Annotated in this window: 20 protein-coding genes; 15 read left to right on the top strand and 5 right to left on the bottom strand. The window is 72.0% G+C overall.

The genetic code is table 11. The features are described 5' to 3' along the window. Positions 1-78: 78 nt before the first annotated feature. Positions 79-1,032 (top strand): bifunctional riboflavin kinase/FAD synthetase, encoded by a 954-nt coding sequence (locus PV364_RS37255; RefSeq protein ID WP_319665363.1) that lies wholly within the window; start codon positions 79-81, stop codon positions 1,030-1,032. A 69-nt stretch (positions 1,033-1,101) separates the two neighbouring features. Here PV364_RS37255 and PV364_RS37250 read toward each other — a convergent pair whose 3' ends face one another. From PV364_RS37250 to eccE, 3 genes are all read right to left on the bottom strand, one after another. After that, the gene (locus PV364_RS37250; protein WP_319665362.1) at positions 1,102-3,348 is read right to left on the bottom strand and encodes an SCO5717 family growth-regulating ATPase; all 2,247 of its coding nucleotides are present in this window, start codon (positions 3,346-3,348) and stop codon (positions 1,102-1,104) included. A 341-nt stretch (positions 3,349-3,689) separates the two neighbouring features. Then, positions 3,690-4,535, bottom strand: a complete 846-nt coding sequence (locus tag PV364_RS37245) for a hypothetical protein (RefSeq protein WP_319665361.1) — start codon at positions 4,533-4,535, stop codon at positions 3,690-3,692. Further along, positions 4,535-5,872: a type VII secretion protein EccE gene (gene eccE / locus PV364_RS37240; protein WP_319665360.1), complete on the bottom strand. Its 1,338-nt coding sequence runs from the start codon at positions 5,870-5,872 to the stop codon at positions 4,535-4,537. Before eccE ends, PV364_RS37245 begins: the two co-directional genes overlap by 1 nt. A 268-nt stretch (positions 5,873-6,140) precedes the next feature. Between eccE and eccB the strand changes: the two genes are divergently transcribed. The 11 genes from eccB to PV364_RS37185 all read left to right on the top strand — a co-directional run bounded on the left by eccB (position 6,141) and on the right by PV364_RS37185 (position 16,686). Continuing rightward, a complete protein-coding gene (gene eccB, locus PV364_RS37235) occupies positions 6,141-7,670 on the top strand; it encodes a type VII secretion protein EccB (protein WP_319665359.1) in 1,530 nt (509 codons plus the stop codon). A gap of 198 nt (positions 7,671-7,868) precedes the next feature. After that, positions 7,869-8,195 (top strand): WXG100 family type VII secretion target, encoded by a 327-nt coding sequence (locus PV364_RS37230; RefSeq protein WP_319665358.1) that lies wholly within the window; start codon positions 7,869-7,871, stop codon positions 8,193-8,195. Positions 8,196-8,310: 115 nt separating this feature from the next. After that, complete coding sequence (locus PV364_RS37225) at positions 8,311-8,601, top strand: WXG100 family type VII secretion target (protein ID WP_319665357.1); 291 nt, start codon at positions 8,311-8,313, stop codon at positions 8,599-8,601. A 132-nt stretch (positions 8,602-8,733) separates the two neighbouring features. Beyond that, entirely contained in the window at positions 8,734-10,023 is a 1,290-nt protein-coding gene (gene mycP, locus PV364_RS37220) for a type VII secretion-associated serine protease mycosin (RefSeq protein ID WP_319665356.1), read from the top strand. Positions 10,024-10,045: 22 nt separating this feature from the next. Further along, complete coding sequence (locus tag PV364_RS37215; RefSeq protein WP_319665355.1) at positions 10,046-10,366, top strand: hypothetical protein; 321 nt, start codon at positions 10,046-10,048, stop codon at positions 10,364-10,366. Between the two features lie 56 nt (positions 10,367-10,422). Then, entirely contained in the window at positions 10,423-11,892 is a 1,470-nt protein-coding gene (locus tag PV364_RS37210; RefSeq protein ID WP_319665354.1) for a hypothetical protein, read from the top strand. 86 nt (positions 11,893-11,978) lie between these two features. Continuing rightward, entirely contained in the window at positions 11,979-13,367 is a 1,389-nt protein-coding gene (locus PV364_RS37205) for a S8 family serine peptidase (RefSeq protein ID WP_319665353.1), read from the top strand. 49 nt (positions 13,368-13,416) lie between these two features. After that, on the top strand, positions 13,417-13,725 hold the full coding sequence (locus PV364_RS37200; protein ID WP_319665352.1) for a hypothetical protein: 309 nt from the start codon (positions 13,417-13,419) through the stop codon (positions 13,723-13,725). Continuing rightward, the gene (locus PV364_RS37195) at positions 13,722-14,453 is read left to right on the top strand and encodes a hypothetical protein (RefSeq protein ID WP_319665351.1); all 732 of its coding nucleotides are present in this window, start codon (positions 13,722-13,724) and stop codon (positions 14,451-14,453) included. Before PV364_RS37200 ends, PV364_RS37195 begins: the two co-directional genes overlap by 4 nt. Then, on the top strand, positions 14,450-15,967 hold the full coding sequence (locus PV364_RS37190) for a putative T7SS-secreted protein (RefSeq protein WP_319665350.1): 1,518 nt from the start codon (positions 14,450-14,452) through the stop codon (positions 15,965-15,967). Before PV364_RS37195 ends, PV364_RS37190 begins: the two co-directional genes overlap by 4 nt. 2 nt (positions 15,968-15,969) lie before the next feature. After that, complete coding sequence (locus PV364_RS37185) at positions 15,970-16,686, top strand: hypothetical protein (protein WP_319665349.1); 717 nt, start codon at positions 15,970-15,972, stop codon at positions 16,684-16,686. 112 nt (positions 16,687-16,798) lie between these two features. Here PV364_RS37185 and PV364_RS37180 read toward each other — a convergent pair whose 3' ends face one another. Then, positions 16,799-17,497, bottom strand: a complete 699-nt coding sequence (locus tag PV364_RS37180; RefSeq protein ID WP_319665348.1) for an alpha/beta hydrolase — start codon at positions 17,495-17,497, stop codon at positions 16,799-16,801. After that, positions 17,494-17,898 carry an SRPBCC family protein gene (locus PV364_RS37175; protein ID WP_319665347.1) on the bottom strand — a complete coding sequence of 135 codons (405 nt, stop codon included), beginning with the start codon at positions 17,896-17,898 and terminating at the stop codon, positions 17,494-17,496. The genes PV364_RS37180 and PV364_RS37175 overlap by 4 nt, the downstream gene beginning before the upstream one ends. A 156-nt stretch (positions 17,899-18,054) precedes the next feature. Between PV364_RS37175 and PV364_RS37170 the strand changes: the two genes are divergently transcribed. The 3 genes from PV364_RS37170 (at position 18,055) to PV364_RS37160 (ending at position 20,158) form a co-directional block, all read left to right on the top strand. Next, on the top strand, positions 18,055-18,570 hold the full coding sequence (locus PV364_RS37170; protein ID WP_319665346.1) for a GNAT family N-acetyltransferase: 516 nt from the start codon (positions 18,055-18,057) through the stop codon (positions 18,568-18,570). 648 nt (positions 18,571-19,218) lie between these two features. Then, positions 19,219-19,623 (top strand): VOC family protein, encoded by a 405-nt coding sequence (locus PV364_RS37165; protein ID WP_319665345.1) that lies wholly within the window; start codon positions 19,219-19,221, stop codon positions 19,621-19,623. A 106-nt stretch (positions 19,624-19,729) separates the two neighbouring features. Beyond that, a complete protein-coding gene (locus PV364_RS37160; protein ID WP_319665344.1) occupies positions 19,730-20,158 on the top strand; it encodes a hypothetical protein in 429 nt (142 codons plus the stop codon). Positions 20,159-20,206: the final 48 nt, after the last annotated feature.

Here is a 20,206-nt window from a genome sequence, read left to right as displayed (position 1 = left end):
GCCGCGCCGGTGGGGGTCCCGGCATGGCAGTCTTGGACCTGCAAACGGACAACCAACAGCGGTCGAGGAGCGGTCACAGTGCAGCGCTGGCGAGGCTTGGAGGACGTCCCGGGGGACTGGGGACGCAGCGTCGTCACCATCGGCTCCTACGACGGCGTGCACCGTGGGCACCAGCTGATCATCGGCCGCGCGGTGGAGCGTGCCCGGGAGCTCGGCGTGGCCTCCGTCGTCGTCACCTTCGACCCGCACCCCAGCGAGGTCGTGCGGCCCGGCAGCCACCCGCCGCTGCTGGCGGCCCACCACCGCCGCGCCGAGCTGATGGCGGAGCTCGGCGTCGACGCGCTGCTGATCCTCCCCTTCACCTCCGAGTTCTCCCGGCTCTCGCCCGGCGACTTCATCCGTACGGTGCTGGTCGACGCGCTGCACGCGCGGACCGTGATCGAGGGCCCCAATTTCCGTTTCGGGCACAAGGCGGCCGGGGACGTGGAGTTCCTCTCGGCGATGGGTCTGAAGTACGACTACGAGGTCGACGTCGTCGACCTGTACCTGACCGGCGCGGCGGGCGACGGCCAGCCCTTCTCGTCCACGATGACCCGGCGCCTGATCGCCGAGGGCGACGTGGCCGGCGCCATGGAGATCCTCGGCCGCCCGCACCGTGTCGAGGGCGTCGTCGTCCGCGGTGCGCAGCGCGGCCGCGACCTGGGCTACCCCACCGCGAACGTGGAGACCGTGCCGCACACCGCGATCCCCGCGGACGGCGTGTACGCGGGCTGGCTGCACGTCGGCGACGAGGCCATGCCCGCCGCGATCTCCGTCGGCACCAACCCCACCTTCGACGGCACCGCGCGCACGGTCGAGGCGTACGCCATCGACCGCGTCGGCCTGGATCTGTACGGACTGCACGTGGCCGTGGACTTCCTCGCGTACCTGCGCGGGATGGAGAAGTTCGACACCATCGACGCGCTGCTGGAGCGCATGGCGGACGACGTCAAGCGCGCCCGCGAGATCGTGGACACCCACGGCTCCGAGTGAGCGGAACCTGAGACGCCGAGGGCCCGCCCCGCCGTGTCGGCGGTGGCGGGCCCTCGGCCTTTCGTGTCCCTACGGCTGGTGCGTCCAGCCCGGCGGGATCGGTCCCGGCGTGCCCTGCTGCTCCTGCTGCTCGGGCTCCCCGGGCTGCTGGTGCGGCGCCTGCTGGGGCTGCTGGGCCTGCGGCGGCGGAGGCGGCTGCTGGGTCCAGCCGTGCGGCATGCCCCCCTGGGCGGGCGGCGGCGGGGCCGGCTGCCCGTACGGCTGCTGGTGCGGCGGCGGATAGCCGCCCTGCTGCGGTGGCATCGGCCGGCCCGGGTAGGGCTGCCCGGCCTGCGGCGGCGGATAGCCCCCCTGCTGCGGCATCGGCTGCTGGGCCGGGTAGAGGCCCTGCGCCTGCTGCGCACGCAGGAAGTCCTCGGCGACCAGGGCCGCGAGGTGGAAGTACGCCTCGCGGGTCTTGGGGCGCATCATGTCGAGGTCGACCTCGGCGCCCGCGGCCAGGTGCTCGTCGAAGGGCACCACGGCGACGCCGCGGCAGCGGGTCTCGAAGTGCGCGACGATGTCGTCCACCTTGATCATCTTGCCGGTCTCGCGGACCCCCGAGATGACGGTGAGACTGCGCTGCACCAGGTCGGCGTAGCCGTGCGCGGAGAGCCAGTCCAGCGTCGTGCTGGCACTGCTGGCGCCGTCCACGGACGGGGTGGAGACGATGATCAGCTGGTCCGCGAGGTCGAGCACGCCGCGCATGGCGCTGTAGAGCAGGCCGGTGCCCGAGTCGGTGAGGATGATCGGGTACTGCTGGCCGAGCAGGCCCACGGCGCGCCGGTAGTCCTGGTCGTTGAAGGTGGTGGACACGGCCGGGTCCACGTCGTTGGCGATGATCTCCAGACCGGAGGGCGCCTGCGAGGTGAAGCGGCGGATGTCCATGTAGCTGTTGAGGTGCGGCAGCGCCTGGACCAGGTCGCGGATGGTCGCGCCGGTCTCGCGGCGCACCCGGCGGCCCAGGGTGCCGGCGTCCGGGTTGGCGTCGATGGCGAGGATCTTGTCCTGCCGCTCGGAGGCGAGCGTGGCGCCGAGGGCGGTGGTGGTCGTCGTCTTGCCCACGCCGCCCTTGAGGCTGATCACCGCGATGCGGTAGCAGGACAGCACCGGGGTGCGGATCAGGTTCAGCTTGCGCTGGCGCTCCTGCTCCTCCTTCTTGGCGCCGATCTTGAAGCGGGACGGCTGGTTGTTGTTCTTGCGCGCCTTGGGCTGCTGGCGCAGCAGGCGGTCCGAGGACAGCTCCACGGCCGCGTTGTAACCGAGCGGGGCGCCGTGCATGACGCGCTGCTGGTCCTGGTCGTGGCCGGGACCGGGGCCGCCCCACCCGGCGGCGATCCGCGGATCGACGGGGGGCTGCGGCTGCGGCTGGGCCTGCGGAGGCTGCTGCGGTTGCGGCGCCGGCGGCGGGTAGCCGTAACCCTGCTGCGGGGCGGGCGGGTTGGGGCCCGCCTGCGGCGGCATGGGCTGCGCCGGGCCGGGGGCCGGCGGCGGACCCTGCTGCGGATACGGCATCGGAGGCTGCTGCGGTTGCGGCGCCGGCGGCTGGGGATAGCCGTAGGCCTGCTGGGGCTGCGGCGGCTGGGGCGCGTTCGGGCCGCCCCACGGCGCCCCCTGGGCGGGCTGCGGATAGCCGTAACCGGCCTGCGCGGGCGGCGGGTAGCCGTAGCCGTACGGAGGCGGGGGCTGCGGGGGCTGCTGAGGTGCGTCGGGGCCGCCCCAGGGCGCGCCCTCGGCGGGCTGCGGGTAGCCGTAACCCTGCTGGGGCGGGGGGAGTTGCTGCTGGGCCTTCGCCGGCTGGTACTCCGGCGGCAGGGGCGGTACGTGGGACTGCGGCGCCGGTGCCGGGGTCGGGGCCGCCGGCTCGGCCGCGGGCGGCGCGGGCTCGGCGGCCGCCTCGGGTTCCCGGCCCTCCTGACCCTGTTCCGGCGCCTGTTCCGCGTCCGGCCCGGAGTCCGCAGGCGCCTGCTCCCGTGCCGGCTGCGCCGGTTCCCCGCCGGCCGCCTCGGGGGCGCGGGGCGCGGGCGGCGTCGGCCGGGGACCGTCGTTCCGGGACGGTTCGGCGGCCGGGGGAGTCGGCACGGGCGGACTGACAGGCGGTCCCACGGGCGGTTGCGGAGTGCCGGACGCGGCGGGCGCCGAGCCGCCGCCTGCCTGCTGGGTGTACCAGGACGGGGGCGCGTAGTCGATCTGGAACTCGCCCGTGAGGTCCGCGTCGGACTGATCCCCGTCCGGGGCGGCCGCGCCCGCGCGGATGTCGTCCTGATCGCTGCTCACTGTGCCTCCTGGTCAACTGATGTACGTGCCCGGCCCGTCGGGAACGGACACGTTTCCCCCGTCACGGAGTTCCGCGGCAAGCTTTTCGCGGCTCACCGCAAGAGCCTAATCACTCGCCCGGCACGGACGGCAAGTGCTGTTGACCTCACGGTCCGCACCATGACGCGATGACCGCTTTGTCCCGCCCGGTCGCCGCGCACCCCGGCGAGTCGACGCCCCGTTGCGCGCACTGGGCCCCCGTGCCCCATGCCCGCCACCGGGGCCGGGAAACGCTCGCGCCACCGGCCGTCGACGGCCGGCGACGCGGGACCGCCGCCCGGTCAGGGACCGTACGGCCGCGGCTAGTCGACCCGGCGGGCCGGGCCCAGCAGCCCCGTTTCCGCGTCCGTCGGCTGCGTCATGACGAACTGACGGTGCTTACGCGTGCACCACATCGTCACGTTGTCGCCGAGGGTCGGCAGCGCCGCGACGTCGGTGTCCGCCAGTCCCATCAGCCGGCCGATCACCTCGGCCTCCTGCGGGGACACCCGCTGCAGCCCGACCACGTCCGCGCTGCTCAGCAGGCGCGGTGCGGTCGGGCCGAGGTAGGGGAGCAGCGTCATGACGGACTGCCAGGACTGCGCGGCGACCCGGCTGCGCGGCGGGCGGGCGCCGCAGTCGCGCACGATCACCACCGGGCTGTGCACGGACGGGCCCTGCGGCGCGATCCGGCCGACCTCGTGCACCGTCACGCACTGCTGGCCGCCGCCCGCCGCCTGCGCCATGGGCGCCCAGGACTGCGGGCGGGCGGTCTCCACCGCCACCCGCGCCCCGGTCGCGGCGGCGCGCAGCGAGAGCACCTGCGCCAGCCACATGCTGCCGACGAGCAGCACGTCCAGCCGGGCCGGCCGGCTCAGGGCCAGCACCGCGGGCTGGTTGCCGGCGTCGACGCCGATGACGACACCGTCGTCACCGATCGGAAGGGACAGGCCGGACAACTGCTCGGCGGACATCGTGTGCCGGTCGCGGCGCGGGCCGAGGAGCCCGAAGGCCGCGCGCAGGGTGCGCCGCGCGGCGCCCTCGCCGGCAGCGCCGCCGCGGTCGGGACCGAGCGGCAGGTGCGAGGGGCGCGGTTCGGCGCCGCCGGGGAACCCGGAGCCGGCGCCGGGGCGCTGTCCGCCGAAAGCGGGAACGGTCGGGGCCGACATCAGCGGGTACCTCCCAGGGGCAGCGTGGCGAGGATGCCGGGCACCTGCTCGCGGTCCAGCCGCGCCAGGCCCACCTTGGACGCGGTCGCCCGGCGTTCCAACTGGGTCCGGGCCTCGACGAGTTCGTTCTCGCTGCGGCCGGTCAGCCGTACATAGCCGGACAGCAGCGACGCCCGGCTCCCGCCCGGTGTGACGACCAGCGAGAAGGTGCTCGCCAGGGCGGGGGAGGAGGTCAGCAGCCCGACCAGGTCGGGCAGTCCGGTCGCCTGTGCGCCCAACTGGGGCCAGCGGCTCACCCAGTACGTGGTGTGCCAGCGGTCGTCGCAGCGCCAGGCGCGGGGGCTCTCCGAGGTGCGGCGCGCCTGGCGGCTGCCGTCCAGGGCGGCGCCGCCGGTGGTGGCCATCGGGTTCACACAACTCGACGTCGCGACGGCCGCGATGATCTCCGGCTCGGTCAGCACCCGGGCCTGCAGCCCGGCGCCCACCAGGCGGCTCGTCAGATGGTCGGCGGCGCGCAGCAGCGCCCGGCGGGCACCGGCGATGCCGCCGCCGCGGGCCTTGACGGCCTCCGGGCACAGCTCCGGGTCGAGTTTGAGGGCGACCCAGGTCAGCCGGAGCCCCGGGGTCCGCGACTGCGCCTGCAGCGGCGCGTACGACCGTGCGGCCACCGCCTGCGGCGGCAGGTGCGGCGCGGGCGCGGGCTGGGTGTGCTGGACGACCTGCACGGACGCCAGGCGGATGTCGTCCACCTCCAGCAGGTCGTGCAGCAGGTCGAGCGGCAGCGAGCGCGTGCCGCGGGCCGGCCGCAGCGGCTCGTCGACCGCCTGCACCTGCACCACGGCGGTCAGGAAGGTGCCGTCGCCGACCATCCCGATCTCGCGCTGCCCGCGCTCGTCGGTGAAGCCGTAGGTGCGCAGCGCCGGGTCGCACTCGACGGCGGGCACGAAGCCGGGGTCGGTGCCCGGCGGCACCGGGACGGCGTTGCGCCGCTGGCGGGCCTTCAGCGCCCGGGCCGCGGACATCCATTCGGGCATCGGGCGGCCGCGCTTGCGCAGCAGGCCGAAGAGCACCAGCGGCAGCGCGACGGCGGCGGCCACGACGGTGCCCATCACCTTGTCGATCAGGAAGCCGCCCAGCAGAAGTGCGAGGGCCAGCTCGATCAGCACGAGCTGCTGCACCCGCACCGGGCCTATGCTGCCCGGCCGCCGGGTCATCGCCGGGGCCGCCGCCCGGGCCCGCGGGCCGCGGGAGGTGCCGCCGGACGTCCCGGGCGGGCCGGGGTGCGCGGGTGGTGGCTGGTTCCCGGACGTGCGCCCGGACCTGGTCGCGGTGGTCATCCCCCGTACAACCCTTCTGCTGCCGTTCGTACGTCTGCTTCGTACGCCTGCTCCGCCGCTCCGCGTCCGCCCGGGGCCTTTGCCCCGTTCGTCCCGCGGGACGCTCCCGGCAGTGCCTGGCGGGCCGATCACCCTACCCCGTACCGTACGGTGCGATCGTCACACGGCATAGTAGGGGTCCCATCGGTCCCCGCCGTCGTCGCGGCGGTGCGGGCCCCGGCGCCGGGCACGACAACACAGCAGCGAACAACGGGGAGTTGACGCAAGGATGGCGACACGCAGGGATGAGCTGAACGCCTACTCGTTCGCGCGCAAGCGCACGGTGGCAGCGTTTCTCCAGCCCTCGCCGCACGGTTCCGAGGAAGCGGCCCCGCGCCCGCTCAAGACCGTCGCCCCGAGTCTCGTCGTGGGCCTGCTGATCGTCGTCGCCTTCGGCTTCTGGGGGATACTCAAGCCCTCCGCGCCGACCGGCTGGAACAAGCCGGCCGAGAAGGTCATCGTCGGCGACGAGTCGACCACCCGCTACGTGGTGCTGAAGACCAACGGCGAGGCGCAGTTGCACCCCGTGCTCAACCTCGCCTCCGCCCGGCTGCTCCTGGACCCGCAGAAGTTCGGGGTCATCAAGGTCAAGGAGTCGGTGCTGGACAACAGCGGGATGACGCTGGGCACCACCATCGGCATCCCGTACGCCCCCGACCGGCTGCCGGGGGCCGACGACGCGGGCAAGGCCAAGACCTGGGCCCTCTGCGAGGCGCCGGGGGGCGGCACCAACTCCGCCACACAGCGCGCGGTGTTCGTCATCAACCGGCAGAAGCCCCAGGAGGCGGCGCTCGTCGGCGGCCGGAACCAGCTGCGCGCCGACGAGGCCATGTACATAGAGGTACCCGACGGCGCCCAGTACCTGGTGACGGACAAGGGCAACGCCTACCTGCTGGGCGACGCCGGCGGCAGGCAGGACCGGGTCACGGTGAACCTCCTGCGCCAGGTCGTCTTCGGTGCCTCCGCGCAGCCGCAGAAGGTGGACGCCGCCTTCCTGTCGACGCTCAACAGCAGGAACGGCGCCCTCTACTTCCCGCCCGTCGCGGACCTCGGCGCCCCCTCCGCCGCTCCCGGCCTGAGCCCGGAGCACGCGAAGGTCGGCCTGGTCCTCAAGGCCAACAACGACCAGTACGTGGTGCAGAAGGACCGGGTCGTGCGGGTCACGGACTTCGTGGCGAAGCTGCTGCTCAACATCCCGGCCGCGGCGTCGCTGTACAGCGGTTCGCCGGAGCCCGCGTCCGTCGGCATCGGCGAGGTCGCCTCGGCGCAGGCGAGCGAGACCTACCTGGACAATCTGGGCTGGCCCGAGAAGGCCGTCACCCAGGCCAACACCCAGGACGAGAAGTCCGGCCGCCGGGTCGCCTGCAGCGTGTACAGCGGTACCGACGACAAGCTCACCAAGCAGCCGGCGATGACGATGTGGGCCGGCCGCAAGTTTCCCCGCGACGTCGCGCAGAGCGGTACGAACACCTACGTCTCCCCGGGCAGCGGCCTGTTCTACAGGGCGTACGACGGCACCGACAAGCGCATCGGGTCCATCTACCTCGTCACCGACACCGGCCTGCGCTACTCGGTGCCCACCACCGGGGACAGCGACGCCGGCGGCGCCGCCAAGCAGGACGAGGAAGTCGGTGTCGTGCAGACCAAATTGGGGTATGGGAAGAACTCCCCGGTGCCCGTGCCGAAGATCTGGTCCGATCTTCTGGCGACCGGTCCGACCCTCGACGAAGGCGCCGCCAAGCAGGCGCAGGGTTCCTGATCAAGGCCGGAACAATACCGTCGACGACCCCTCAACGCCGTTAGTGACGTGAGGGTTTGGTGATGACGGTCAGGATCCCGATACGGAACCGGTTACCTGTTCGCCTTGTCACGGGTATTGGCTAGAGTTGAAGACCGACGACACCCACCGTTGTCGATCGGATACCGGATCTTCTACGTCTCATGGGGGACTCCACACATGGCTGGACAGCAGTTCACCATGACCGAGGAGGAGATGGTTGCCTTCAGCAGCCGTATCTCCACGGTCAACTCCTCGATTCAGGGCGAGATTCGCCGCCTCCAGACCGTGATCGACACGATCACCTCGGGCTGGAAGGGCTCCGCTGCCACGGCGTACAACAATCTGCAGACGCAGGTGAACGAGGACGCCAACAAGATCAACCAGATCCTGGGCGACATCAAGGAAGCCGTCGACGCGAGCACCCGGAACTACTCCGCCTCCGAGGAGGAGCAGCGCGCGTCCATCCAGAGCATCTCGTCCCAGGGTGGCAACCCGTTCGGATGACCGGCCCTGTGCGCCCGTGCGCCGGTGCCCGTCGCCCGCCTCTCGTCGTGAGCGCGTGGCCGCGCACGCAGCGCATGCCGTTCCTGTCCGAATCCAACATCTGAGGAGACATCACATGTCCGGGCAGATCCTGGTCAACTTCCAGACCATCTCCCAGGCCGCGACGGACGTCCGTACGACGGCCAACAACATCAAGCGCCAGCTGGACGACCTCGAGTCGGGCGTGAAGAAGATCGCCGCCACGTGGGAGGGCTCGGCGCAGGAGGCCTACCGCGCCAAGCAGACCGAGTGGGACCAGCGCGCCGCCTCCATGCACCAGACCCTGGAGGCCATCGCCCGCGCGCTCGACACCGCGGCGCAGAACTACCAGGACACCGAGAACAAGAACCGGCAGATCTGGGGCTGATTCGCGCGCCTGGCCGCGTCACGCGCGATGAGGGCGGGTGTGTACGGACGACGTACGTGCTCGCCCTCATCGGCGGTTCGGCCCACGAACCGCACACAACGGGAGGACGGAAGACCAGTGGGATCGCACGCCGTGAGGCGCACCGCCGCAATCGCCGCAGCCGCGGCGATCACCGCCTTCGGCCTGCCGGTCTCCGGGGCCGCTGCCGGGGCGGACGCCTCGGCCGACGGCGTACGGACCGTCCTCGCCGACGGCGGCGGCCTGGGGGAACGCTTCCAGATCGACGACACCCAGTGCTCCTTCCCGTCCGACCCGATCGCGGGCACGCCCTGGTCGCTGCAGCGCATCGTCCTGGACCAGCTCTGGCAGGACACCCAGGGCCTCGGTGTGATGGTCGCCGTCATCGACACCGGCGTCGACGACACGAACAGGCAACTGGCCCCGGCCATCGCCCGCGAGGTCGGCACCGGCGCCCACAAGAAGCGCGCCGGCCTGGACTTCTTCGACAGGAAGCACGGCGACGGCACCAAGGACGACGTAGGCCACGGCACCAAGGTCGCCGGCATCATCGCCGCCCGGCCCGCCCCGGACACCGGCTTCGTCGGCATCGCCCCGCGGGCCTCCATCCTCGCCATCCGGCAGAACGACAACCAGGGCGGCGGCACGGTCGGGACGATGACCGAGGCGATCCGTTACGCGGTGCGCAGCGGTGCCAAGGTCATCAACATCTCGCAGGACACCGCGTCCACGTTGCCGCCCGACTCGGCGCTGGAGCGGGCCGTCGACTATGCCAAGGACCACGACGTCCTCATCGTCGCCTCCGCCGGCAACGACGGCGCCGACGGCAAGAACAAGCGGACCTACCCCGCTTCCTACGACGGCGTCCTCGCGGTCGGCGCCTCCGACCGCGACAACGCCCGCGCCAACTTCTCCCAGCCGGGCCCGTTCGTGGGCGTCGCGGCCCCGGGCGTCGACATGGTCTCCACCGTCCCCTACGGCGGCCACTGCATCGACCAGGGCACCAGCTTCTCCGCGCCGTACGTCGCAGGCGTCGCCGCCCTCATCCGGGCCAAGCACCCCGACTGGGGCTACCGCCAGGTCATCACCCAGATCGAGCAGACCGCCGACCGCGGCAAGCCCGGCCGCGACGACTTCGTCGGCTGGGGCGTCGTCGACCCCGTCGCCGCGGTCAACGACGACGCGACCACCCCCCAGGCCGCCCCGACGCCCGATCCGGTCGTCAACCCCGGTGGCCACGAGAAGATCGAGGCAGCCACGGTCGTCCTCGGCGAGACCCCCCAGCAACGCACCGAGCGCTACGCCGTCTACACGGTCGGCGGCGCGGCCGCGGGCATCGCTCTGCTGGTGGGAGGCGGGGTCGTCCTCGGCGACTGGCGCCGCAAGCGAGGGATCAACACATGAGTAGGAACGGGGAAGCGACACGATGAGTGACCAGTACAAGGTCGATCTGAGTGAGCTAGAGGACACGATCACCAAGCTCAACGGCGTGATCAGCCAATTGGGCGTCGCCAACGTCTGCGCCAGGAACGACACCTATCTGCCGCCGGGCGCGCTCGGATCGGGATTCGCGGAAGCCGAGGAACTGTCCCGTGCGCACGAGGACATGAAGACGCACATCGAGTCGGTTGTGGCCTACATCCATGGCGTCATGAACGACTTCGGCGGCAAGACCAAGAAGGTGCACGGCCATTATTCGGACGCCGAATACGACGCGCAGGGCGGCATGTCCGGCAGCGGTAAGTGAACACATCATGCGCGGATCGATGAACGTCGTGCCGGTCGCCAAGGGGGATAGGAATCATGGCTGACGAGGGAACGTACTACGAGTACCAGGCCCCGACGCAGTGCTATGCCGGGGAGCACACCACGAACTTCGCCGGCGCGAAGAACATGGACCAGATGAAGGCCATGCTCGCCAACGCCGACCACGTGGAGGTCGAGTCCTGCGCGCAGGGCTGGCTGCAGGTCCACGACCAACTGGTCACCGGGTCCGGCAGCGCCAAGTTCGTCTTCGACGCCGCGGTCGAGCACATCACCCAGCACTGGGACGGTGCCGCGGCGGAGGGGTTCCGCGAGCAGGCCAAGATCATCAGCAAGATGATCACGGACTGCTCCACGTATGCCAAGTACACCTCGCAGGCGATGACCAACGCGGCGTCCGTACTCAAGACGATCAAGCCGCAGGTCGACGCGATGGAGAAGCCCGGCACCCTGTCCAGCTGGGGCGACGCGCTCGGCGACGGCTTCGACCGCAGCGACGCGCAACTGCACACGGACCTCGGCAACGGCATGGACACGCAGTCCGCGCTGGACCGCAACCGCGGTTCGCTGTCGGCGGGCAAGGAAGCGCAGCTCGAAATGGCTGTGAAGATGGAGCAGCTGGGCGCGGGATACAACGCGCAGTCGAGGGCGATGGGGTCGTGGACGAAGAAGCCGACGCCCCGCGGAGGCCGGGACGACAGTGACGACTACCCGGGTGACCCGGGCGGCGTCGCACCTGTCCCCGTCGTGGTGCCCCCGGAGATCACGCAGCCCAACACGGGCGCCTCAACCCGCCCGACGCGACGGACGTCGACCGGCACGGTGTCGCCGACCGTCAGGGAAGTGAAGCCGCCCCGGGAAAGCGGTATCAGCGGCGGGGTGCAGAAGCCGCCCGCCGGCACCAAGCCTCAGGTCGGCACTGCCATCGACGGCATCGGCGGGGGGACGACCGGTGCGGGCGGCTACGGCGGCGGCAGCGCCGGCATCGGTGGCGGCGTCGGCGGAGTCGGTGGCCCCGGTGCCGGTGGCACTGCCGGCGTCGGTGGCGCCGGTGCGGGTCTCCCGGGCGCCTTGGGCGGCGTAGGTGGACGCGGCGGAAGGGCGACCGGTTCCGGCGCGGGTGGCGCCGGACGGGCCGGAGCGGCCGGTCGTGGCGGTATGCCGGGTGCCGGCGGCGCGGGCGCCGGAGCGGGCGGCAGGGGCGGTGCAACCGCCGGACGCGGGGGCAGCCTTGCCCGTCGCGGGGGCGGTGTCGTCGGCGCTGCCAAGGGCACCGGATCGGGTACGCGTGGCACCCCGGGCGGCTCGGGCCTGCACAAGAGCCGTGGCGCCACCGGCGCGGGCGGCGGCAGCAACACCGGCAGGGGCGCGAACCGCATGATGGGCCGCGGCCAGACCGACCGGGCGGAGGAGGAAGAGCGGCGGGAAGGCGAGCGTCCTGACTACCTGGTCGAGGACGAGGAGACCTGGACGCCGGAACGCAACAACGCCCCCCGGGTCATCGAGTAACCAGGTGTAATTGCGCCGCATGTAGGAAGGTGGAGGGCGCGGCCGGTGGCCGCACCCTCCACCGTGCCTGAGAGAGGACTATCCGGATGGTTTTGACACAAACGCTTCGTGCGGTCGGTGGAGCGGTCCTCGTTGGTGCGCTGGTCATCGGTACTGCTCCGTTGGCTGCCGCGGACCAGACCAGGGAGGATCAGTGGCCGCTCAAGGCGTTCGATGCTCAGGCCATCTGGAAGATCTCCAAGGGCAAAGGCGTGACCGTCGCGGTCATCGACGACGGAATCAACGCCGAACACGTTGACCTCAAAGGCAATGTCGTCCAGGGCAAGGACTTCGTCGACGGCGGCCCGACCACCCCGGACGCCGCGGACGGCCACGGCACCGGAATGGCGTCGATCATCGCCGCTCACGGACACGGGCCAGGTTCGGCCGACGGCGTCATGGGTCTTGCTCCGGAGGCCCGCATCCTTGACATTCGCGACAATGGAAAGAATCCGGACGGATTGACGGCGTCCATTCGCTACGCCGTCGATCACGGCGCCAAGGTGATCAACATTTCGCAGGGCGGCGGCAGGACCTATCCCGGGGAAGCCGATGCGGTCGCCTATGCGCTGAAGCGTGATGTCCTTGTCGTGGCTTCGTCGGGTAATGACGGCGGTCCCACCGAATATCCAGGTAACTACCCCGGTGTGCTCGCGGTCGGTGGAGTGAAGAACAACACGGAGATCTGGGAGAATTCGAATCAGGGACCGGCCGTTCTGGTCTCCGCTCCTGCGACGTTCATCGTTTCGGCCGGATCCAAGTCGAACACGGCCTACCGTTCGGGCACCGGCACGTCGGACGCTGCGGCCTTCGTCTCCGCCGCAGCGGCCCTCCTCCGCGCCAAGTTCCCCGATCTGACCGCAGGTCAGGTCGTCAACCGCCTGACCAGGACCGCCGGGCTCCCCGCGTCCGCGAAGGGCATCCCGCTCCCGGACAAGCGCTACGGCTACGGGTTCATCCAGCCGCTCGCCGCCCTCACCCGGGACATCCCGGCGGGGCCGAAGTACGGCCCGCTCGCCGTGCCGGAATCGCTCAAGACCGGGCAGAGCGGCGCCGGCCAGGGGGCCACGGACGACCCCTCGGCCCCCGCTCCGAGCGTCACCGGCGGCGCCATGAGCGACGACGAGCAGGCGGCCGCCGATCGCAAGCAGGTCATCGCGCTGAGCGTGATCGGCCTGGTGGGCCTTCTCGTCCTCGCCCTGATCATCTTCGTGATCGTCAAGATCGCCCGCCGCGACAAGGGCGACGGCAACCGCCCCGGCGGCCCGGGCGGCCCCGGCGCGCCGGGCGGCGGATACGCGCCGTACGGACAGCCGCAGGCGCCGCAGCAGTACCAGCCCCAGCCCCAGCCGCAGCAGGGCAATCCGTACGCGCAGAACCCGTACGGGGGGCAGCAGCAGAGCCCGCCGTCGTCGTGGGGGCCGGGGCGCCAGTAACGAACAGCCGTCGTACGTCAACGCATTCAACGGGGAGAAGGCATCGGCCATGGCCGGTTACTACAAGGTGGAACTCGACGCGCTCGCGGAGCTCGGCACGCAGTTGGGGAACTGCGCCGACGAGATGCGCTCCGCGATGAAGGTCCTGAAGGACATCGGCCCGAAGGGCTCCGGCTTCGCGGAACTGGAGGCGGCGTGCGACGACTTCCAGGACGCCTGGGGCTACGGGATCGGGCTCATCGCGGACGCGACGGGGGGCGTCACCAAGGGCCTGGCCGACACCCGGAAGGTGTACGAGACCCTGGAGCAGGAGGTCGCGGCCTCCTTCAAGCCGTCGGGCAAGGGGGAGACCACGTGACATCGACGCCCGAGGGCGGGCCGGAGGACGGTGCCGCGGCGTTCCGGTTCCAGGTGCAGCCCGAGTTCCACGAGATACCCCTTGGCATAGGGCTGGACGAAGAGACGTTCACGGAGCGGATGCGGGCGTACGCGCGCGACTATTGGGGCGACCGGGAGGACTGGGAGCCGCTGCGCAGGATGTTCACGGCCGTGCACGCGGCGAACGCGCAGCAGCTCGCCGCCGACGGCGTCGTCCACCAGGCGCTCGGCATCTTCCCCATCGGGGGTACGGCCGACGGCGCTCAGGCACCCGAACGGGTGAGCCGTTGCACGCTGTTGGTCAGTGTGCGGGAGTTGGACAATCCGGATCCCGCGCTCGCCGCCGCCGGCATCGTGGAGACGCTGGCGCGCACCAACGACGGGGGCGAAGCCCAGCTCGTCAGCCTTCCCGCGGGACCCGCCGTGGTGAACGTCGCCGGGTCGCGCGCGGTCTGGAGGCTCCCGGACGGCGAACAGGAGAGGTTCTTCGTCCGGATCGAACTCTGGCTGCCGTTCCCGCAGGAGAACCGGTTGCTCCTGTTCTGTCTGAGTACGTCCGATGTCCAGGATCTCTTCCACTACCAGGCGGTTCTCGCGGACATCGCCGACACCGTCACCTTCGCGGGCACGGAGGACGGCACCGGTGACGCAGCCGAGGCACCGACGGCGAACGTCGCGGATCCGCGGGAGAGGACGGCGTACGCATGACCACGCAGACATACGATGCCCTCGGTTTCGACCCGGCGCCCGGGGTCCCGGCGTCGGTGGCCCAGCTCGTCACCACCCTGAGCAGGGTCGGCAATCAGCTGAACGAGGCGCACGGCACGCTGACCCGGCTGGGCAAGAGCGACGGCATCTGGGAGGGCGACGCGGCGGACGGCTTCGCCAAGAAGGTCGGCGAACTGCCGAAATACCTGATCGACGGGTACGGCTCGTTGATCGACGCCGCCCACGCCCTGCACCGGTGGCAGTCGCAGCTCACCGACTTCCAGACCCTCGCGGCCCGCTACGAGGCGGAGGCCGAGCAGGCCCGCCGGGCCCTGGCCTCGGCGCAGTCCGCTCCGGATCTCCGGCTGGCGGGGCGGACCTTCGACACCGACGCCGCGCTGCAGGACGCCCAGCGGCGCCTCGACTTCGCCGTCAATCAGGTCAACGAGGCCACGGACGGACTGAACACCGTCATCAAGAAGGCCCAGGACCTGCTGAGCGACCACGAGGCGGCGGCCCGTGCCGCGGCCGAGGCCATCCGCAAGGCCGCCGAACGTGCCCCGGACGAGCCGGGGCTCTTCGACCGGTTCCTCGATTCCCTGAAGGACCTGGGCGACAGGATCAAGGATCTCGCCGCCGACGTCCTGGACTGGCTGAAGAACAACGCCGACCTGCTGTACAAGATCGGCGACTGGCTCGGCTACGCGAGTGCGGCGTGCGACGTCCTGGCGGTCGTCTTCTCGGAGACCATCGTGGGCGCGGTGGTGTTCGAGGCCATCGGCATGGTCCTGAACGCCGGAGCGCTGGCCTTCCATGCCGGTGGCTGGGCTCTGGGAGCCAAGGACGGCTCGTGGTTGGACATCGGCCTCGACATCGTCGGATTTGTGCCGTTCGGCGACCTCGCCCGCGGTGGCAAGGTCGCCGTGGGCGCGCTCAAGGGCGTCAAGATCCCGATGAACGTCCTCGACTTCGGTGCGAAGGCGGCGGATTCGTGGAAGCGTGCCGGCGATCTGATCGACGCGGTCGGCGGAACCGCCAAGTTCGGCGAGGACGCCGAGAAGTGGGTGGCGCGCAACTGGAATTCCCTCGGCAACAAGGCACACGCCATCCACGTCACCGCGGACAAGTTCGCGGACCGGTTCGCGCTCGCCGTCGCCAAGGAGTTCGGCGACTCCACGCTGTACCGGGCGGGGACGTCCCTGCTCGACGCCCCGTTCCGGAAGATCATGCCGGAGCTGATCGAGCGCACGCCGCTGTCGCGTATCCCCGCTCTCGCGGACTCCGTCAGACCGGTCGTCGACGAGGCGGGCACCGTCGTCGGGAAGTACATCGACCCGCGGTCGTGGACGGCGCGCGGGTACGAGGCCGCCATGGGGGCGAAGGATCTGTACAAGGAGGGTGTGCGCCACGTGACAGAGGACGTGCAGTACACGTCGGACAAGGTCCATGAAAGTATCGACCGGGCCCGTTCCACGGCCGGTCGGATCGTCGACACCATCAACCCCTTCGGATAGCCGTGAGCAACAGTCACCCGGGGTGGTCGGCCCCGGCTCATCAGACACCGTTCCCCACGCCCGCGCCCGCGTCCCGGCAGGTGTTCCAGGTCTCCCCGCCCGGTCCCGGCGACCCGGAGCGGCAGGGGTCCCGGCTGGTCCTGGCGATCAGGCAGCCCGGCAACCGACGGGACGCCGCGGCCTTGGCGTACGTCTACGCATCCCCCGGGTCCCGGAACCCGGGCGCCGCCTCCTCCACCGCGCTGTGGATCCACGGCGGCGCGGACGGCGGCCCGTTGTGCGTCGTGCGCCCTGCCGGCCGCGCGGAGTACGAGGTCGGCACCCCCGAGGGCGGCCCGCTCGCGCGGATCAGCCGGCGTTCTGGGCGGGTCCTGCCCTGGCCGCGGCGTGTCCGGTGGACCATCCGGCCCGTCGGCGCCTCCGCGGCGGCCGTGGGCAAGGCGGGCTCCTGGTACGCGTGGACGTTCTACCTGCTGCTCGCTCCGGTCTGGTTCCCCCTGTGGCTCGTGCAACTGGTGTACTCGCTGGTCGACGGCTCGGATCCGGTCGACCTCGACGGCCCGCAGCGCACGCGATGGCGTACGGCCGGTGCGGGCACCGCGCTCGACCGGCGGGGCGTCAGCTCCGCGGTGTACGACCTCGATCCACGGCGCCTGGATGCCCGGATCGCCTACGCCCAGGCCGTACTCCGCTCCGGGAGCAACCTGCTCCCGTCGTGACGCGGGCCGCCGAGGTCGTGGCCCGCTGTGCCATGCGGGATCGGTCCCCGGCACCGTGACGGCGCGGACGCCGGGGGCCAGTGCCCGCCCTGCGTCCGCGTCGAGCGGTGCCTCAGTCCGTCCGGTAGCCCACCAGGAGGTCCACCAGACCCTTCGGATTGCTCAGCGCCACCAGGTGGCCGCCCGGCAGGACGTCCGGCTCGATGCCGAGACGGTCGCGGGAGACGCGTCGCTGGAAGTCCACGGGGAAGAGCCGGTCGTCGTGTCCGGCGATGACGCGGGTGGGCACGTCCGGCCAGGCGGGCAGCGGGAAGGGGACGCCGAACGGGGTGTCGGACTGGCGGGAGTCCTGGGTGAGGGCCTGAGCCACCAGGGGCTGCGGCAGGTCGTGGAAGAAGGTGACCACGGGGTCGAAATCGGCGTCCGGCGCACGGCCCTCGGCGAGGTCGAGGGCGCTGCGGGCCGCGGCCTGGCCCGTCTCGGCCCACCAGTCACCGGCTGTCTCGCCCGGGGCCGGGATCATCGCGTTGACCAGGACGAGCAGCTCCACCCGGTCCTCGAGGCGGTCGCAGACCAGCGGCGCGGTGAAGCCGCCCATCGACTGGGCGACCAGCACCAGGTGCGCGCGGTCGCCCACCGCGGCGACGACCGCGTCCGCGTACTCCTCCAGCCCCGCCGCGTCGTCAGCGGCGGGCAGGTCCACCGCGATCGCCTCGTGGCCCCGGCGGCGCAACTCCGCCACCACGAGCTGCCAGTACCAGCCGCCCGCGCCGCCCGCTCCGGGAAGCAGCGCGTACGTCGTGGTCGTCACGCCTTCGCCAGGACGGAGGCGAAGCCGTCGAGGATGCGGTGGGCACCGGCCTCGGTCGCGGCGCGGTGCTCGGCGGGAATGCCGGCCTGGTGGAGGGCGACCTCGGTCTTGTCGCCGTGGTCGGTGAACGTGGCGTCCAGGACGACCTCGCCGCCGTCGGGGGCGCCCATCGTCCACACCAGGCGCTCGTGCGGTACGACGTCGCGGTAGGTGCCGCCCAGCGGCATCTCGCCCTGCGGGGTGGTGACGGTGGCGCGCCAGGTGCCACCGGGGCGGACGTCGCAGACGACGGTCGGCAGCGGGGCGCCGAACCACTGGGCGAAGTACTCGCGCCCGGTCCACACGGTCCAGACCTTGGCGACCGGCGCGTCGAAGGCCCGGGTGATGGTGATGTCGTTCATGGCGGCGTGCCCTTCTCGGTACGGCGGCGGAGTGCGCGGCGCACTCGTTCTCACGATGGGGCAGACCGGCGTCAGGACCGGGACTCATCGGTCCCGTCACGTCCCGGTGTCGGACCCTCGTGATGTCATCGCCGGGAGCGACGAGGGGAGCCGGGCATGACGGTCGAGGTACGGATCGAGCCGTGGGGACAGGAGGATCTCGCCCTGCTGCGGCGCACGAACGCGCCCGCGATGATGACGCACCTGGGCGGCCCGGAGACCGAGGAACAGCTCCTGGCACGGCACTGGAGGTATCTGCTGCAGGGCGGCGAGGAACGCGGGGGGATGTTCCGCATCGTGCTGCCGCCCACGGGCGAACCGGTGGGCACCATCGGGTTCTGGGAGCGGACCTGGCGGGGCGAGACCGTGTACGAGACGGGCTGGAGCGTTCTGCCGGAGTACCAGGGGCGCGGCATCGCCGTGGCGGCCGGCCGGGAGATCATCGGACTGGCGATGACGGCCGAAGGCGGACCGCGTTCCCTGCACGCGTACCCCAAGGTGGACAACCCGCCCTCGAACGCGATCTGCCGCAGGCTGGGCTTCACGCTCGTGGGGGAGTGCGACTTCGAGTACCCCGCCGGCAACCCCATCCGCTGCAACGACTGGCGGCTGGAGCTCACCGCCGCCGGCTGACGCACCGGGGCGGAGCGGGCCAGGCCCTGTCGTCACACGGGCGCCGGCCGCCGGAGGGCCCGCGGTTCCCCCGGTGACCCCAAGTGCGGTGCATCGCACCGCGGAGAGTCGTCCTCGAGGTGGGCTGCTCGGACGATTCGGCAAGGCTGGGGGAGTGCCGTGCCGGGCGCCGCGGGGTGGGGGAACCTCCCAGCGGCAGTTGGGGGAGGGAATGTGACGACGGGGCCCGCAGGCGTCGCCGTGCCGCCCGTCGCACACCGACCAGGTCACGGCCGGGGTCGAGCGGCGTGACCACCGGGAGCACGTACACGCGGTCGTCGTCCTCCGGGGTGCGCGGGACGGCCGATGGCGTGAGCACGGAGGCCGTGGCCGCGCCCGCGGCGGTCCGCGTGCGCGCGCCCGCCCTCGACGCAGCCGGCGCGCAGGGCACGCCCGGCGTCCTCCCCCACCGGCGCGTGCGGGCCGTCGGGGGAGTGCTCCGGTCGGTGTCGTCCCGATCGCCCGTCGAAGGCCTCGACGTGTTGTCCGGATCCGCGGTGCGGGCCACGGCGACACCGGTGCGGGGCGTCCGGCGGTCCGGCGGAAGGGTCGTGCCGCCATCCCGGTGCCTGCCGCCCCGCTGTCGGTGGCTCCTGCCACAATCGTGCCGTGCTGACCCTGGGGACGATCGTGCTGGGCGCCGAGGACGTGCACCGCGCCGCGGCCTTCTGGAGTGCCGCACTCGGCTACGTGCCGCGTGACGCGGACGCCGTGAACGCGGTGGACGCCGACTGGACGGTGCTGGTGCCCGCCGAGGGCGGCAAGGGCCCCGGTATCGCCCTGGGCCGGAGCGCGACCCCCGTCCAGGAGCACCCGCGGGTCCACCTCGATCTGTACGCCGACGACGCCGCCGACCAGGCGGCACAGGTGGAGCGGCTGATCGCCCTGGGGGCCGGGCGCGTCGAATGGGACCTCTACCCGCCGGACCCCGACTTCGTCGTGCTCGCCGACACCGAGGGCAACCGCTTCTGCGTCATCGACACGTCCTTCGCGCCGTCCTCCGGCGCCTCCTGAAGCGGGTGTCCCCCGAGCGGCGGGGCCGTGGTCATGGCGTCCCGGGGAGTGGCACGATGGCCCGCACACCCTTCTCGCGACGCAGACGACCGGGGGCACCGAGCCGATGAGCAAGGAGATCAGCGACGGCGATCTGATGGACGTCGCCGCCGACCCGGAGCAGGCCCGCCGCCTGCACAGGGCGCTCAGGACGCTGGCGGACAACCCGAACGTGACCGGTCCGCTCAAAGACATGGCGCGTGAGGTCCTCAACGGCCGTCTCGGCATGCGCGAGGCCCTGGACTCCGACGCCTGGCGCGGGGCCGTCGGCGACCGCATGGCCGAACTGCGCCGGATCGACGAGCAGATGACCCCCGAGGAACGTGCCGCGGCGCGCGAGCGCGCCGAGCGGTGGTTCGGGCAGCAGGAGCAGCGGGAGCAGCAGGAGCAGATGGACCGGCCGGACGAGCAGGAGGCCCGGGCCGGACACGACGCCGCCCCCGCCGATCCGCGCGACATCCCGCCCGCCTACCGGCCGCCCACCCGGGGCGACTGACCCGCCGCGCCCGTACGCCCGGTCCCGCGCGCCCGGTACGGCGACGGG

The sequence above is a fragment of the Streptomyces sp. MI02-7b genome, assembly GCF_033793585.1.
Taxonomy (GTDB): Bacteria; Actinomycetota; Actinomycetes; order Streptomycetales; family Streptomycetaceae; genus Actinacidiphila.
This window is presented reverse-complemented; position numbering and strand designations above follow the sequence as displayed.

Bases quoted from the DNA above. Each gene is read 5' to 3' on its own strand.
- eccE (WP_319665360.1), bottom strand. From the start codon at position 5,872: ATGACCACCGCGACCAGGTCCGGGCGCACGTCCGGGAACCAGCCACCA.
- PV364_RS37225 (WP_319665357.1), top strand. From the start codon at position 8,311: ATGTCCGGGCAGATCCTGGTCAACTTCCAGACCATCTCCCAGGCCGCG.
- PV364_RS37205 (WP_319665353.1), top strand. From the start codon at position 11,979: ATGGTTTTGACACAAACGCTTCGTGCGGTCGGTGGAGCGGTCCTCGTT.
- PV364_RS37170 (WP_319665346.1), top strand. From the start codon at position 18,055: ATGACGGTCGAGGTACGGATCGAGCCGTGGGGACAGGAGGATCTCGCC.
- PV364_RS37245 (WP_319665361.1), bottom strand. From the start codon at position 4,535: ATGTCGGCCCCGACCGTTCCCGCTTTCGGCGGACAGCGCCCCGGCGCC.
- PV364_RS37200 (WP_319665352.1), top strand. From the start codon at position 13,417: ATGGCCGGTTACTACAAGGTGGAACTCGACGCGCTCGCGGAGCTCGGC.
- PV364_RS37215 (WP_319665355.1), top strand. From the start codon at position 10,046: ATGAGTGACCAGTACAAGGTCGATCTGAGTGAGCTAGAGGACACGATC.
- PV364_RS37210 (WP_319665354.1), top strand. From the start codon at position 10,423: ATGGCTGACGAGGGAACGTACTACGAGTACCAGGCCCCGACGCAGTGC.
- PV364_RS37175 (WP_319665347.1), bottom strand. From the start codon at position 17,898: ATGAACGACATCACCATCACCCGGGCCTTCGACGCGCCGGTCGCCAAG.
- PV364_RS37190 (WP_319665350.1), top strand. From the start codon at position 14,450: ATGACCACGCAGACATACGATGCCCTCGGTTTCGACCCGGCGCCCGGG.
- PV364_RS37160 (WP_319665344.1), top strand. From the start codon at position 19,730: ATGAGCAAGGAGATCAGCGACGGCGATCTGATGGACGTCGCCGCCGAC.
- PV364_RS37230 (WP_319665358.1), top strand. From the start codon at position 7,869: ATGGCTGGACAGCAGTTCACCATGACCGAGGAGGAGATGGTTGCCTTC.
- eccB (WP_319665359.1), top strand. From the start codon at position 6,141: ATGGCGACACGCAGGGATGAGCTGAACGCCTACTCGTTCGCGCGCAAG.